General features: G+C 36.3%; 14 protein-coding genes. 4 read left to right on the forward strand and 10 right to left on the reverse strand.

Annotated features, from left to right (window positions below; genetic code table 11):
* The first annotated feature begins 183 nt into the window (after positions 1-183).
* Positions 184-810, forward strand: coding sequence for a hypothetical protein (locus ACQKN2_RS14505; RefSeq protein WP_427415575.1), 627 nt, complete (start codon positions 184-186; stop codon positions 808-810).
* 330 nt (positions 811-1140) lie between these two features.
* On the opposite strand, the gene ACQKN2_RS14510 is transcribed toward ACQKN2_RS14505, so the two are convergent.
* The 7 genes from ACQKN2_RS14510 to ACQKN2_RS14540 form a co-directional block, all read right to left on the reverse strand.
* Positions 1141-1929: an HAD family hydrolase gene (locus ACQKN2_RS14510; RefSeq protein ID WP_427415576.1), complete on the reverse strand. Its 789-nt coding sequence runs from the start codon at positions 1927-1929 to the stop codon at positions 1141-1143.
* A 322-nt stretch (positions 1930-2251) separates the two neighbouring features.
* The gene (locus tag ACQKN2_RS14515; RefSeq protein WP_427415577.1) at positions 2252-2500 is read right to left on the reverse strand and encodes a DUF3006 domain-containing protein; all 249 of its coding nucleotides are present in this window, start codon (positions 2498-2500) and stop codon (positions 2252-2254) included.
* Positions 2487-3668 (reverse strand): MBL fold metallo-hydrolase, encoded by a 1182-nt coding sequence (locus ACQKN2_RS14520; protein ID WP_427415578.1) that lies wholly within the window; start codon positions 3666-3668, stop codon positions 2487-2489. The genes ACQKN2_RS14515 and ACQKN2_RS14520 overlap by 14 nt, the downstream gene beginning before the upstream one ends.
* 84 nt (positions 3669-3752) lie before the next feature.
* Complete coding sequence (locus ACQKN2_RS14525; protein WP_427415579.1) at positions 3753-4904, reverse strand: glycerate kinase; 1152 nt, start codon at positions 4902-4904, stop codon at positions 3753-3755.
* 205 nt (positions 4905-5109) lie between these two features.
* On the reverse strand, positions 5110-6615 hold the full coding sequence (locus ACQKN2_RS14530) for a coproporphyrinogen III oxidase (protein WP_427415580.1): 1506 nt from the start codon (positions 6613-6615) through the stop codon (positions 5110-5112).
* A gap of 150 nt (positions 6616-6765) precedes the next feature.
* Positions 6766-7803 carry an LCP family protein gene (locus ACQKN2_RS14535; RefSeq protein ID WP_427415581.1) on the reverse strand — a complete coding sequence of 346 codons (1038 nt, stop codon included), beginning with the start codon at positions 7801-7803 and terminating at the stop codon, positions 6766-6768.
* Between the two features lie 193 nt (positions 7804-7996).
* Entirely contained in the window at positions 7997-8917 is a 921-nt protein-coding gene (locus tag ACQKN2_RS14540; protein WP_427415582.1) for a stalk domain-containing protein, read from the reverse strand.
* Between the two features lie 244 nt (positions 8918-9161).
* Between ACQKN2_RS14540 and ACQKN2_RS14545 the strand changes: the two genes are divergently transcribed.
* A complete protein-coding gene (locus ACQKN2_RS14545; RefSeq protein ID WP_427415583.1) occupies positions 9162-10235 on the forward strand; it encodes a hypothetical protein in 1074 nt (357 codons plus the stop codon).
* A gap of 107 nt (positions 10236-10342) precedes the next feature.
* On the opposite strand, the gene ACQKN2_RS14550 is transcribed toward ACQKN2_RS14545, so the two are convergent.
* The 3 genes from ACQKN2_RS14550 to ACQKN2_RS14560 all read right to left on the reverse strand — a co-directional run bounded on the left by ACQKN2_RS14550 (position 10343) and on the right by ACQKN2_RS14560 (position 12690).
* Complete coding sequence (locus ACQKN2_RS14550; protein WP_427415584.1) at positions 10343-11005, reverse strand: ribonuclease H family protein; 663 nt, start codon at positions 11003-11005, stop codon at positions 10343-10345.
* Between the two features lie 180 nt (positions 11006-11185).
* Positions 11186-11530, reverse strand: a complete 345-nt coding sequence (locus ACQKN2_RS14555; protein WP_427415585.1) for a YlbF family regulator — start codon at positions 11528-11530, stop codon at positions 11186-11188.
* 17 nt (positions 11531-11547) lie between these two features.
* Entirely contained in the window at positions 11548-12690 is a 1143-nt protein-coding gene (locus ACQKN2_RS14560) for a DUF445 domain-containing protein (protein WP_427415586.1), read from the reverse strand.
* 467 nt (positions 12691-13157) lie between these two features.
* Between ACQKN2_RS14560 and ACQKN2_RS14565 the strand changes: the two genes are divergently transcribed.
* A complete protein-coding gene (locus ACQKN2_RS14565; protein WP_427415587.1) occupies positions 13158-13361 on the forward strand; it encodes a YheE family protein in 204 nt (67 codons plus the stop codon).
* A 166-nt stretch (positions 13362-13527) separates the two neighbouring features.
* Positions 13528-13944: a hypothetical protein gene (locus ACQKN2_RS14570; protein WP_323649904.1), complete on the forward strand. Its 417-nt coding sequence runs from the start codon at positions 13528-13530 to the stop codon at positions 13942-13944.
* The last annotated feature ends 820 nt before the right edge of the window (positions 13945-14764 follow it).

Raw genomic sequence — 14764 nt, forward strand, 5'->3', positions numbered from 1 at the left:
TGAGTGCTTCCTCGAGTGAGCGGACGATGAGCAGCTACAGCGGAGCGGCAGCAACAACTTGGGTTTGTCTGTGCGAAATGTTAGGAAAACAGGATATGTTATAATAGGAAAGTAATTTGAAGCAATGATTTTGAAACCATTGTTGCTTTTAAAAGTTTATATCGTTTTAGGAGAGTAACAATTATGAAAAAACCTATAATCTTCTTTGCAATAGGAAGTAGTATTTTATTATTGTTTTATACAATGTTTAAGCTTATCGGGAATGATTCTTCTATGTTGACATTAATAACATATGGGTTATTTACGGTCACTTTTATTTATTCAATCATTTATTTATTTCAAAAGAAATGGGTTCCAATTATTATTCATTTAATAACACTACTCATAGTGATTGTATTGCCTCCATTGATTAGAACAGAAGTGAATTTTTATTTTTATAAAGATGATAGAGAAGAAATCATTAGCATGTTAGTCAATGGGGAAATAAAAAAAGAAGCAAATAGATACGGAAGTAAAGGTTTTTACTCGTATTACACTCCCCCGCAATATATAGATGCGGTTAAAGATGAGACGATCAGAGTAGGTATGCATTCGAAAGATCATTTTTTTGTCTATTTCCAATCAGCTGAACAACCCTTTATGGACATGCAGGGTTTACGGGAAGGATTTATTTTTTCATCCACAGGTGAATTTCCAACTGCCAAAGAGTTTGATTATTATAGTGATTACAAGAAAATAGATAATCACTGGTATTTCGTATCAAGTGATGTTAACAGATTTGAGAAATCATGTTTGTTTTTATGTGAATAATTAAGTAAAAGATAAGAAGTTGACATTCAGTAGGAATTTTGAGATATTACTCAATCGGGCGTTTTAATTAAGCAAGGATATTTTAATTCAATTGAATATAGAAAAAGCGTATTTTGATCAATCTTTTTTCAAAATACGCTTTTTCTATTTGCTTTTTTTTTTAAGGTCCATAGGGTTAATTTAATTAAACACTCATCATCCACCTAATGCCTTAACTTCTCATACCAATGATAAGGAGCCGTTGATTTTTCACAGAGAGTGGCGACTTCCGCGGGATGAGCTTGCGCTAAAAGCCCCGCAGAAAGCGTCAACTCGGAGTGAATTTTTAGCTTATAGCTTATTTACTAGTTCTAATAATGCAGTTAAAGAATCAACTTCATATGTTGGAGTGACAACGCCATTTGGTGCATTGTTTTCACGATTTATCCAAATGTTGCGCATACCAACACGAGATGAGCCTAAAATATCAGTGTTTAAGTTATCTCCAACCATGATCGCATCGTCTGCTGTAATACCTGCTTTTTCCATTACATGTTCGAAAATAGAGGCATCTGGTTTACCTTTACCAAAGTCCCCAGAAATAATGATATGGTCAAAATATGGCGCGATTTCTGGTGTTATTTCCAGCTTTAAATTTTGTAAACTTGGTGCTCCATTTGTCAGTAATACGAGTTGATACTTTCCTTTCAGCTTATCTAGCACATCAAAAGTATCTTCATATAGGAATGGAGACACTTTACGCTCTGCCACAAAGCGTTCCCCTAGCTCCGCCCCTAATTGTGCATCATCAATGCCAAGAGTTGCTAAACCTTTTGTCCATGCCTCTGTACGATAGCCTGGTACGATATTTTTCATTTTTTGGAAAGAATCTGTTGGATCATCGAATGTTCCCCAAAGTCCTTCGAATGGGTTAATGCCGATTAACACCGTATAATCATATGTTTCATAGCCTTCGTAAAGTGCACGTGCTTCTTTACGCACAGCTTCCTCAAGCTCAGCCGGATTCACATTATGTATTGTTGCTGCGTATTCACACGTTTTTTCAAATGCTGTTTTGACGGATTTTTTATCCCATAATAGCGTATCATCTAAATCAAAAATAATTGTGTTAATTGACATTGTGTCAGCTCCTAGCTTCCTATTAGTATAATTATTTTAGCATATATTCAAAATATTTAGCATAGCGTTTTAGGGTTTTTCCATCGTCAAAACGTAAGGTTGATTTCCGTTCCGGCCGGGCGCTTTCCTGGGGGCGTCGGGGCAACAGGATGTTGGTCACGAAGGCGTTATCACAGGATGTGATGGTTTTAGCCTTCGTTCCTCTATCGCTGATCCCCAAGGAGTCGCCCAGCCTCCACTCCAATCAACATATTATATGGTATCCATTTTAACAAATGCTATCCCCAACTTCAGGTGATGAGCCTAATCCTAGCCGCTTCTACTATTGATTTTTTCTACGCAATCTATCCATTAGGCTTTGTATGTCAGCCTTTTTTTGTTCAGTTTCTTCTTTCAAAATTTCAATTTGGTAGATGCCGTCCACTTCTTCAATTAGCACACGATCGCCAACCTGTACTGGTTTATTCATAGCAGACTGTAAAATGATTAGCTGTTCCTCTTCCTCTGGGTACTTCAAAAAAACTGCATATCCATCTTCAATACGGTCTAAGGTGTATTTAGTCGAGCTCACTAACGATATCCCCTTTCGCATTAAGTAATTGTGCAGCATCCCCATCATTCAGCCAAATCTGTTTCTTTGTCCATTTTAAATAGTTTTGACCTTCTCGTGCATTTGAGCCACTTGTGACATAAAACGTTTTCCCTGGCTGCAATGTCACATTTGGGAAATTAAAAACTTGAGCTCCTTCAATGGATATAAGCTGCCAACCGTTTAAGGACACTGCTTCATTACCATTATTTTTAATGCCTACAATTTCTTCTATTAAATCTTTACTAACAATGTCAACACTTTCACTAGTTGTTGGTGCTGGTGCTGAGGCAATGTTTCCAGACCATTCTTTCGAATTCAAATCATAGTTTACCCCATTCGTTGATACGATAACAGTTCCAACTTCTGCAGTTGCGTAAATTTTACTGCCAATTGCTTGTAAACGCTCAACTACTTCAGCATGAGGATGACCATATTTATTTCCCTCACCATAGCTTAAAATTGTCACTTCAGGATGCACTGCCTGAATGAACTCCGCAGAGCTACTCGTGTTTGAGCCATGATGTCCTGCTTTTAAGATCGTGGATTTCACATCTTCCTGCATCATCTCTTTTTCTAACGCTATTCCCGCATCGGCTGTTAATAAAAATGATACATTACCATAAGCAAGCTTTAAGACAATGGAAGCATCATTATTATCTGTCGCATGTTCATTGGCGTTTAACACCTTTACATTAATATCATCATCAAACGCTATATTATCGCCTGTTTTCGGAACATTATAAGGAATATTCTTCGTATCAATAAGTGTCAGCATCTCTTCAAAGGTTTGAGATGTATGTACTTTCCCTGAATCATAAAATTGTCCAATATCTATCGAATTTAACACAGGAATTAAACCACCAATATGGTCTGCATCAGGATGGGTTGCGACCACTATATCAAGCTTGTTCACACCGAGCTCCTTCAAATACGAAACAACTTTTTGACCAGCTCCTTTAACGCCTCCATCAATAAGCATTGTTTTGCCGTTTGGCGATTCAATAAAAATTGAATCTCCTTGTCCTACATCAATAAAATGTACGCGCATTTCATGTCCCGCAGTGACGGATACTTTCTTCGTATTTGACGTCTCCGTACAGCCTGCTAATAAAAAAATACAAAGGAGCATTACTATTAATTTTTTCATCTCTAACTTCCTTTCTACTTTTCTATTATACAAAAAAGATAGCTACCCAGGGCTGGGGGGCGTTCGATGAGTCGCAAGATCAACTTAAGATGGGTCAAAGTTATATCCATTTTGTATATAATTCTCAACCATTTTCTTTGTTTTCATGCGAATAAAATAAGAAGGTTCTTGCATTGCCTGCTGAACACTAATATTCTCATCTACTAATGATTCAACAACAGTAAAATATTCAAGTAATTTAGGTTTATCATTTTCATCTATTGCCCCCGACAATAACACAGCGTGTACATTCGCTAATGTTGCAGCCTTCGCCACTCCTAATGGCGCTTTCCCATGTAATGTTTGGCGATCTGATTGTCCTTCACCTGTCATCACAAACCCGGCACCCTCTAAATGCTTTTTTAACTGTACGGCATTCATCACAATCTCTATACCTGCATGAAAACTGCCGTTGAAAAAAGCTATTAACGCGCCTCCCATTCCACCTGCAGCGCCTGCCCCTTTGTAGTCGTGCAGTCTAATGTTAAATTGCTTTTCTACAATGTCCGCAAACTGCTTTAAGCAGCTATCAAAATAAGCAATTTGTTGCTCTTTCACACCTTTTTGAGGCCCAAAAATAGCTGTTGCCCCCCGTTCCCCAATCAATGGATTATCAACATCACATGCAATAATAAATTGTGCTTCTGCTAATCGGGGATCTAGCCGACTGATATCAATTGAAGCTAAATCTAATAGTGCCGACACCCCATCAGCAATTAAAGTGCCATCTTCTTTTTTTAGTTGCAATCCAAGTGCCTGTAACATGCCAATACCAGCATCATTTGTAGCACTACCGCCAATACCGATAATCAATTTTCTAAACCCTTTATCAAGAGCAGCCTTGATTAGCTGCCCCGTCCCATACGTCGATGCAAGCTCGGGATTTTTTTCTTCATCCTGCAACAGCATAATGCCGGATGCCTGAGCCATTTCAATAACACATGTTTCATTATCACCAAGCACACCATATCGCGCTTCAATTTTTCTTCCCAATGGATCAAGCACGTGGTGTGAAATATAGTGACCATCTGTTGAAGTAACTAGTGATTCTAGTGTACCTTCTCCACCGTCTGCAACTGGTAAAATGACTGTTTCAATCGATTGATCAACATCCAAGATTCCTGCCTGCATAGCTCTAGCCACCTCGATGGCCGACAAAGTCCCTTTATAGGAATCTGGACTAATAACGACTTTCATGTTATACCTCCACTCATGTAAGTTAGGTGCTTATCACCATTATAATTCAGACTAAAAACATTCCTGAGCTTTTATCGGAATGTTTTTTAGTTTTATCGGAACACTTTGTGGATTTATCGGAATGTTTTCCAGTTTTATCGGAACATTATGCTGATTTATCGGAATAAAAAAGGCAACCTGAAAAAACATCAGATTGCCATCTTGTTTATGCCTTATATAATTCATCTAAAAACTCAATTTTTTTACCGATTGCCTCTTCAAACGTCATGATGTAGGCAGCAGGATCCTTTGGATTATGGAATTGTGTAATCTTGCCTGTCTCAGGATGAACAAATTTAGAGGAGGCTCCACAGCCAATCCCTAAAATAGTCTGTACTTCTTCCATGATGACAATATTATAGATGCTCTCCTCGCCAGCTTTACTGTAGCCGACATTTTCTAAATTACCTAAAATATTTTTTTGACGATATAAATAGTACGGTACATACTCATTTTCCTTCGTCCATACTCGTGCCATATGCATCATTTGTGCAACAGTATCACGGTCTGCTACCTTGTACTTATCCTTATTACGTGTCATTTCCGAAGCACGTTTAAATGATAATGTGTGTACTGTTAGCGATTCTGGCTGCATTTTTGCAGATTCATCTAATGAATTCTGGAACTCTTCAATCCCTTCATTCGGTAAACCAATAATTAAATCCATATTAATATTATTCATACCTGATTCACGCGCTAACCAAAACTTATCAATTGTTTCTTGTACCGTATGATGACGACCAATTGCTTTAAGGGTTTCGTCTGTATACGATTGTGGATTAACACTTATTCGGTCAATGCCCCATTTTTTTAACACTTCAAGTTTTTCAGGCGTAATCGTATCAGGTCTGCCCGCTTCGACAGTTACTTCACGGATTGTTTCAGAATGCGGGAAGGAGTCATACATCGTCTGATACAATGCATCCATTTCATCCGCCTCGATAGATGTCGGTGTACCACCACCCCAATAAATGGACGTGATTTTCATATTATTTTCCTTCAGCCATTTTCCCATTTCACGTAATTCAATATGCAACCCATCTAAAAATGTTGCAACTCGCCCTTGCTTGCGATTGCTGCCAATCGCATACGCTGGGAACGTACAATAGGCACATTTAGTCGGGCAAAAAGGAATGCCAATATAAATACTTATTTCTTTACCGATTTCATCTATATCAGGAATCGTCACTAACTGACGAGCAACTATTTCTTTAAGTAGCGCTACCTTTTCTTCTGACAGACGGAAATCACGAATTAGAATATCAGCAATTTCTTCCTCGCTCTTTCCGGCCTTTCGAAATTTATGGTAAAGCTTAGTCGGACGCACACCTGTTAAAATTCCCCATTGTTGTTGCATGCCCGTATGTTGCTCTAGCACATCTAAAAATACGTGTGACAAAGCACGCTTCATACGAATATTTAGTTCACGTCCTTCAGCCCCAGATTCGTATTGAATACGGTAATCATTCGTATAACGCTTACCATCTACCTCAAGCACAGCTTTTGTAGAAATCGAAGAATCATCCCCAACGTTATATTCGAATGACACTGTCATATCTGTTCCTTCAGCCTCTACTTTAAGCTTGGAATCCTCAAAAAATAAATTCGCAATATGATTTAATACGCGAATCCAATCCTCAGGATATTTTTGATCTATGTGAATAATTTTCATTGTCTTCGCTCTTTTCTCTCAAAAATTACAGCACCAATAGTTTAACAAATTTTTATAACGTTAAGCAAAGCCGCAATTAATAACAGAACATTCTGTTTAATAATACAAAAAATCCATTTTGAAAAATTCATCAAAATGGATTCTTATTTTTTATCTTTCAATAGCCGCGTTTGTTTTGAAACTTTCTTCTTTTAGTTTAAGAATTTTTCTTAATTCCATGCTTACTTTCTCCAAGCTTTCCATATCGGGCATAAAATAAGAAACTTTGTCGATATACTGATCTTCGCCTTTTATTTCTATCGTTTTCGTAGCTATGTTTTTAGCATTCAAATATTGCTTTTGAAGTGCGTAGATCTCTTTAAGTTTTAAATCTGTTTCTACGTTTTCTCCTAAAATATCTGCAATTTGACCAATTTTAAATATTGTATTCGTCGATTTTGCTTGATCAATTGTTGCAGTCAAAAATTGTCTTTGTCTTTCTTCACGAGAGTATGAAGCATTTATAGGTCTGTATCTCATTCTTACAAATGCAAGTGCCTCTTCCCCGTTTAAATGCGACTCTCCTTTATGAAAGTCTATCCGTTTTTTATCGTAAATATTATCTTCCCAAAAATCCTCTTTTACATCTACTGTTACTCCACCTAAAGCATCGACAATATCTCTAAAGCCATCAAAGTTTACCGCAATAAAGTTATCTATCGGTATATTAAGGAATTTTTCAACTGTCTCTAATTGAAGTTTAATTGCCCCATAGCCTGTAATCGATCCATAATTATAAGCGGCATTGATTTTATGTATCCCTGTATATTCCCCTGCATTTTCTATGTTAACTCTTGCATCTCGAGGCACTGTAATTAAGCTAATTTCAGACGTATCCGGGTCCAAGGTAATGACCATTTGAGTGTCAGCTCGACCATTCTCCGCTTCACTAGAATAATCTTCAACACCTAATAAAAAAATGGAGATAGGATCTTTTTTAAATGAAACATCCTCTTCCCTTAGCTCTGATTTATTTCCATCTCTTTTTAAATCGACCTTTGAACTATCATAGGCATTTTTAAATTTAACAAACGCATAAGCTCCATAACTAGTTACGGTTAATAGTAAAATTACGATTACTATTAAGGTTATTTTTATTATTTTATTTTTAGGTTTCGCTTTTTTAGACCTTCTTAATTTTCTTTCCACACAAAATCCTCTCTTCTGTTAAAGTCACTTCTCTTCATTGATTAAGACGATAAATGCTCTCACAAGTTTCCTATGTTTGGGAATATAATCAAATATTTATTTAAAATAACAGTTGAGTTAAGAGAGTGAATTCGGCATTTTAAGGCGCAAAAAAACCCATACAAAGGTAGGCACCTTAATATGGGTCTCTAAATTATTTTAAATATTCCTCTACAAATTCAACTGGTACATATGTTTTATATGCTTCTAGCAAAGCAGGTGCTGCATTAAGTGGGCGTAATGCTTTGTTATAACCAAACATTTTCTCTCCAAGTGTAATTGTGTAAGATAGATTACCTTTTGATACAATTGCGCCTTTACTTGTTGACTCTACTTTATAGCCAAGCTTTTCGGCAATCAAACGCAACGGAACCATTTTTGTTCCATCTACTTCATAGTAATCTGTCGCGATAATTTGTGCTATTTCCGCTTCTACAGTATTTTCTGTTGGATTTTCAGTGTTGTCATCAAGAACAATTACTTTTGAAGGTGTTGTTTGAGCTGGGATACTTTTTGTTGAAGCTGTATAGAAAACAACTAAGTTCTTCTCTGTTAAATCTTTAGCTGCAACTTTCTCTCCCTTCGTATTGAAAAGCTCTGTGTTTTTACCAATGTTTAATTTCAACATATTGTAAGTATTCGTTAAGTTTTCAAAGAAGTAATCAACTTTAACCAATCCAGCTTCCTCAGTTTCAACAATGACAACATCAGGATCGAATTGTGGTGGATAAATTGCTTTTTGTGGCTTGTTTGCAAATGTATAAGCCACTATTTTATCCCCTTCTTTAAGTTCTACTTTTTTACCTGTATTATCGAACACAAGTGTATCCTTTGTTATTTCTAAAATGTTTGTTTGATCGCCATCTTGTACTGTGAAGTATGTAATGTTTTCACTTAAATTGACTTTTTCAACCGTTCCATAGGTAGTGTTGAAAATGTGAACAGGATCAATTTGGATTTGTGGTACTTGTTGTTCTGCGTCTGTCTTATTTTCATTTGCTGAAGCGACTGGTATTACTACACTTCCAAATAATAAAGCTGTCATTGCTACGGGTGCAATTTTTTTCATGTTCATAAAATCTCTCCTTATTATTAGGTTCAAAGTAGTAGTAGTTTTAGAATGGTAAAAGTTTCATTAAAAATGGAGAATTTATGATAATAACCGTTTTTTTAGTCAATATCTATTATAATTAGCAATAAAGAATGGAATATTTGGCCTATTACCAATAGCATAGGGTTGATTTCTGTTCCTTTTTAACAAGTTTCGTCCCCAGCTTTTGGTGATGAATTTACTAATTTTATAGAAGTAAGGAGATACTATGTTGAAAAAATGGATAATTCCACTATTGTTTCTAAGTTTTTCGTTATTTGCTTGCGAGGATCAGTCATCAGAAAAACCTGATGTTTCTAACGAGTCAACAAAGAATGACAAATTACCCTACACGACAGAAGAGTGGAAGCAACAAGCTTTAGATAGTATATGGTACAAAAACTTAACAATCCCAAGTGAAGAAGTTTTTGTAGAAATGATTGACTTTGAAGGAGATGAAGTCCCAGAACTCTTCATTAGTTATAGCGGTACTAATTACGGTTATATTATCGGTCATTATAATAAGAAACGCGAAGCTTGGGAACAATGGAATTCTCAAAAATATGAAACGACAATTCATGGAGATTTCCGTTTTAAGGGTATCTTCAAGGACGAAGACAAAAAAGATATTGCATTAATAATCGATTTTGAAGCTGGTGCTTCAGGCAATTTAGAAGTTCTCCATTTACTTAAAGTAGCAGACGATGGTAGTAACATTATTAGCGGTCAATCCTATAGGCTCTATGAGAATAGTGAGTTAACAGTAGATACCTCTAAAAATACCTTTACTATTCAAGCAGGAGACTTTTTAGAGCATTTTACACTTCGTGACCATGCTATAACTAGTGAAAATAGTACAACAAACTTATATTCTGGGTTACCAATCATTCAAAATTCTAAACTGCTAAAATTGTTAAATCATGATTTCTTTAAAACTGACATTATTTTTGGTGATACATATCCGATCGCTAAGGGGAAAGCTGGCTTGCCGAAAGGCGAGGATTATTATGAGGGGGGTCTTTGTTCTTTTTATGATAATTACTTTTTCTGTCTAGCTGAGGAAGAGGTACCTGTTAGTCATTATTATCTGTCAAATTTCAAAAATGTTACAAAAGAATCATTAGAGGAAGTCATAGGTCAAGCTATTCAAATTTCTTCTTATGAGAGATATGGAGATCCTGATGATATCGTATATTATGCAAATTTTGAATTTGATAATATTTATTTCCAAGGTGAATTTAATCATGATCAAAGTAACGCTGAGCTAACTAGTCTCTCATTAGGGATTAATGCTATAGAATAGTAAAAAACCACCTTGTCACTGAACTGCGCCCAATTGTTAGACACACCATCTAACAATTGAGTGTGCATTTCAAAATACTGGTAGTTCTCTTTTGGAGTTTCCAGTATCTACTCCTTTACAATTTCCTTTAACCCTGTAATATCGATACCGTTTAATGCCTGAGTTGCAAGGCGGTCGGCTTCAGAATTGCCTTTACGTGATATCAGCTTGTACTCCGGCTGGATACTAAGCGCCTCTAGCTTTGCGTCGATTTTATCTGCCCAGCTAGATAAATTCTTTTCTAGCGCTGGCCATTCCCCACTCAATTGATTGATAACTACTTGGGAATCACCAGTGAAACAAACGGGCAAATGGTGAACATTCAATAGCTCAAGCTCAACTAACCCTAAATAAAGTGCTGCATACTCTGCCTCATTGTTAGATTTAAGCTCTGACGAAAAAGAATTTTGTCTTAATCGATATGGCTTACCATTTTGTTCATAATAAATCACACAGCCTAGCCCCGATTGATTTGTTGTACGATCAAAGCCACCATCAAAATAGACAGTTATATTGTGTGGCTCAGTGTCAATTTCCTTTAAATATGCCTTGAGTTCCTTTAAAGACCAACTTGTATCCTTTCGATCGATACAATGCAGTGATTTTACTCTCCCTGTTCGCTCCATGTCCTCTGCAAGTAGTAATGCTTGAGCTGCTGGCATTTCTTCTGAACGCAAAACAGTTTCTGCACCCTTTTGCGCTTTATAGGTCCATTCAATGATTACATGCATAGTATAACCTCCAATGATAGTGAGCCATAAATTGAAAACGTGCTCCGACTTGCGGAAACACGTTTTCTTCTTACTTGTTATATGTGCAACTAATAGTATTTTTATGCCTGCGCTTTTTCAGAACTCTCGTTTGCGACGCTAAATACTACTTTTCCACCTCTTGGATGTCAAACTTCGCTGTTAAAATTCTTCATACAATGCTTGAATAGGTTTAATTAAAATGCGGTTTACCTCTTCGATGATCTTACTTAGATCCATTTCGGCCTGAAGCATCGCGGAAATTTTTGTATTTTGCTGTGCTAGCTGTGCAGCTTTTTGTGCATATACAAGTTCATCTTCCAGAATATCTTCACCCGTTAATTGCTTTTTCTGTAGGTCAATTTGAACCTTACGGAAATTTTTGAAAAGATTTAATGCCTCTTCATCTTCCTTAACAACTGTCACTGCTGCTTTCAAAGCTTCAAATTCAGGTGTTTTACGAAAAGTTGCCTCTAACGCATTAATGTCATTGTAAATATTAATCATAAACATAATTCTCCTTTTTAAATAAAGTAAACAATTAACCCTTGCACAATCCCAATCAATCCACCAAGAACTGCACCAAGTACGGTAATCATTTTAAACTCACGCTTTGAAATACCTAGTACAAGCTCCTCTAATTTCTCTACAGGGAAAGAATCAACCTGCTCACGTACTACTTCTTGTAAATTTAAGCGTTTCAACACATCTTCTAATTTGTCTTCAGCCTTTACAAAAGCTTTTTCAATGGTTTGTGGAATCACTGTTTCCTTCATCCATGAATTACCTTCTGGCCAGTAATGCGAGATAGGAACATTTAAGCGCTCTTCAACTGCTATTTGTTCTTTTACGTAAGTTTGCAATTTCGATAATATTTGTTCAAAACGAATATCTTGTAAGAAATCCATTGCTGGGCGATCTTTTAATTTCTCCAATTCCTGCGTAAAAATTTTCGTTAGTAATGCTGATGTTCCTGGTTTTTGTAAAAATTTTATAAGTTCGCGCTGAACCTTTGACATGAGCGACGAAGAATCACCTAAAAACATATTAATCATTCCACCAAGTGATCCTTTTGACGATAAGAAGTCATCAATCATCGCCTTAATTGTCAGTTCGCCCTCGGGTGATAAAAAATAATCCTCACCCTTTTCTAAAATATGCTCTACTGCTACTGGTATCTTTGCATCAATAGTATTTTGAATATCTGCTGATAAAAGTGTACGAATTGATTTCGTAGATAGTGTATTCTTAACTGATTCAAATTGTCCCTCAACAATTGCTTCTACCTTCTGTTCAATTGTTGCTGGCATATTGGAAAATCCAGCTAATGATAGCCAATCCTGAATTGTTTTATCATTTGTAAAAATCGTTTCTTCTACCTTTGTTTGTACAAACTGTTCTACCTTGTCCTGAATATCCTTTGAGAAAAATTTCTTTCTAAAGGTTTCAGGTGTTAATAAATAATTCACAACCGTTAGCCCAAGTTGCTTTGCTAATTCGTCACGTCGTTTTGGAATAAGACCTGGAGTAAAAGGTACTCGCCAATTTTTAATATATATAGCATTGTGCGGTCTAAAAAGCATTTTAATAGCTAGGTGATTCGTTACACCACCAATTGCAGCTCCAATGACTGCCATAAATATTAATGTCACTAGAAAATTATCCATTAGTATCCTCTCATTTCAATTGTATTCACTATTGGCGTATTTTGTCGCCTAATGCACTCATTATAGCAGAGCAATGATTTTCTACGAAAGAAATACCCTCTATTAGATTAACTATTTTTATCCATCTTCATTAATTTGAAGATGCTGATTTCCTCTACGGGCTACTCGCTTTCCTGCGGCTTTATAGGAATGGCATTTGTTTAAACTTATTCCATATATAAGTTGATTGGAGTGGAGATTGGGCGACTCCTTGGGGAGGGCGCTTTCCTGGGGGCGTCCGATGAGCCGCTTCGCTACGCACCATGGTCTCATCTGTGACGCTGAAAAATCGGAACGGAAATCAACACACGTTATGATACCTATGCATATAAATAACAACTTACAAGCGTCTGTAAAGTGAATAGTTGCAAAATTACCACTATCCTTGAATAATATTAACTACATATATTAAGAAATGGGGTTTGATTATGATTCAACATTTTAGCTTTAGACCTTTATTTGAAAATTCTCAGCTTCCTGGTTGGTCCATTTCGTTCTTTTATCAACGTGAACGTTATACAGCGGAGTACTTAAAAGATGGCGCTATACAATGGAATGGACCTATCCCTCCTAACGAAGAGGAAGTAAAAAAAATGATTCATGAGCTTATGTTGTACCATGTTTACGATTAATAAAAGTAATATTTTTAGCACTCACACTGTATAAATATACCTATTTTTCACCATTTCCAGAACTGCTATTATCTTAAAATTATTTAAATATGTTGAAATTCCCTTATCCTTCTTATACATTTATGTTATCATGTATGAAAGGGATTTTATGCAGGAGGTTATTTCAATGAATAAAGTCACTCTTTCTGATGACTTAAACAGTTATAATTCAAAAGCATTAATTCGTGCAAAAGTAAAAGAAGTTTTTTCCGAATTTTCGGCTAAAATTTTCGAGTTAGCGAATGAGGCTGAAGTTATTGATAGTAAAAAATTCGAGGCTCTTTCTGGCTTTAAAAGTGATTTCTACACTGAATACTGCAGTCAATTAAAAGGATTTTTCAATTCTTCTGCTAGTACTTTCGGAAAAAGACCTGTAAAAAATATGTTTTTAACATATAAGGGCAATAATTATATTTTGACAAAACAAGGTATAGCAGAAAAAGCACCTGTTACAATTTCTCTTTATTCAGGTGAAATACCTGTAAAAGAAACGCTACATGATGTGGAAAAAGCGTGCTTGAATTACGCTTTCAACAAAAATTAAATAAAACAGAAGGAGCCATCTCTTACGAAAATGGCTCCTTTTTTGTTGAAAACTATTTTGATATTAAAGTGTTATAGTATCGCTTTTTGGCATAACAAGGGGTTGATTTCCGTTCCGACTGGGCGCTTTCCTAGGGGCGTCGGGGCAACAGGATGTTGGTCACGAAGGCGTTATCACAGGACGTGATGGTTTTAGCCTTCGTTCCCCTACCCGCTTCGCTCCAGGGTCTCGGGCCAACATGATGTTGGTCACGAAGGCGTTATCACAGGATGTGATGGTTTTAGCCTTCGTTCCTCTATCGCTAATCCCCAAGGAGTCGCCCAGTCTCCACTCCAATCAACCATTCTGCATAAGATATATGTACTGGCAGGTCACTCTCATTTGTAGTGATAAAAACGAAACTTTAACAAAGGGATTTGTCTGTGCGAAAGCGGAGCGACAGCAACAACTGATTTGTTCTTGTAGCCAAAGCAAGTAACCTGGATCGGATTTCTCCCTCAGTGTGCCACAAGATCCACAAAGATTGCCTTGACCGTTTTATTTTTCAACAATACAAAGGAGCCACCTCATATGCATGAGATGGCTCCGTTTTTGTTGCTATTAAAAATAATTCATTTAAAAAAATCCGCAAGTAAGCACCTTGAGATTTTTGACGTGTCGTTTTATATGAGATGTAAATGCTTCTTTCTCTAAACAAACTATCTTCTTTGCTACATTTAAAGTTAGCATAACAAATTTTTATTTTCAATCTTTTGGTGTTTGAAATTATTTATTTTTTAAATTTACGGTGTGAAAATCAACTAAAAAAGTTGTTGTCAAT

Origin of the sequence: Lysinibacillus sp. NPDC093688 (assembly GCF_050280145.1) — a bacterium.
In the GTDB taxonomy this organism is placed as follows: domain Bacteria; phylum Bacillota; class Bacilli; order Bacillales_A; family Planococcaceae; genus Lysinibacillus; species Lysinibacillus xylanilyticus_B.

What these genes read in the sequence shown, in the direction of transcription:
- ACQKN2_RS14550 (WP_427415584.1), bottom strand. Translation starts at nt 11,005, where the DNA reads ATGCATGTAATCATTGAATGGACCTATAAAGCGCAAAAGGGTGCAGAA.
- ACQKN2_RS14570 (WP_323649904.1), top strand. Translation starts at nt 13,528, where the DNA reads ATGAATAAAGTCACTCTTTCTGATGACTTAAACAGTTATAATTCAAAA.
- ACQKN2_RS14565 (WP_427415587.1), top strand. Translation starts at nt 13,158, where the DNA reads ATGATTCAACATTTTAGCTTTAGACCTTTATTTGAAAATTCTCAGCTT.
- ACQKN2_RS14560 (WP_427415586.1), bottom strand. Translation starts at nt 12,690, where the DNA reads ATGGATAATTTTCTAGTGACATTAATATTTATGGCAGTCATTGGAGCT.
- ACQKN2_RS14545 (WP_427415583.1), top strand. Translation starts at nt 9,162, where the DNA reads ATGTTGAAAAAATGGATAATTCCACTATTGTTTCTAAGTTTTTCGTTA.
- ACQKN2_RS14520 (WP_427415578.1), bottom strand. Translation starts at nt 3,668, where the DNA reads ATGAAAAAATTAATAGTAATGCTCCTTTGTATTTTTTTATTAGCAGGC.
- ACQKN2_RS14525 (WP_427415579.1), bottom strand. Translation starts at nt 4,904, where the DNA reads ATGAAAGTCGTTATTAGTCCAGATTCCTATAAAGGGACTTTGTCGGCC.
- ACQKN2_RS14530 (WP_427415580.1), bottom strand. Translation starts at nt 6,615, where the DNA reads ATGAAAATTATTCACATAGATCAAAAATATCCTGAGGATTGGATTCGC.
- ACQKN2_RS14505 (WP_427415575.1), top strand. Translation starts at nt 184, where the DNA reads ATGAAAAAACCTATAATCTTCTTTGCAATAGGAAGTAGTATTTTATTA.
- ACQKN2_RS14510 (WP_427415576.1), bottom strand. Translation starts at nt 1,929, where the DNA reads ATGTCAATTAACACAATTATTTTTGATTTAGATGATACGCTATTATGG.
- ACQKN2_RS14540 (WP_427415582.1), bottom strand. Translation starts at nt 8,917, where the DNA reads ATGAACATGAAAAAAATTGCACCCGTAGCAATGACAGCTTTATTATTT.
- ACQKN2_RS14555 (WP_427415585.1), bottom strand. Translation starts at nt 11,530, where the DNA reads ATGATTAATATTTACAATGACATTAATGCGTTAGAGGCAACTTTTCGT.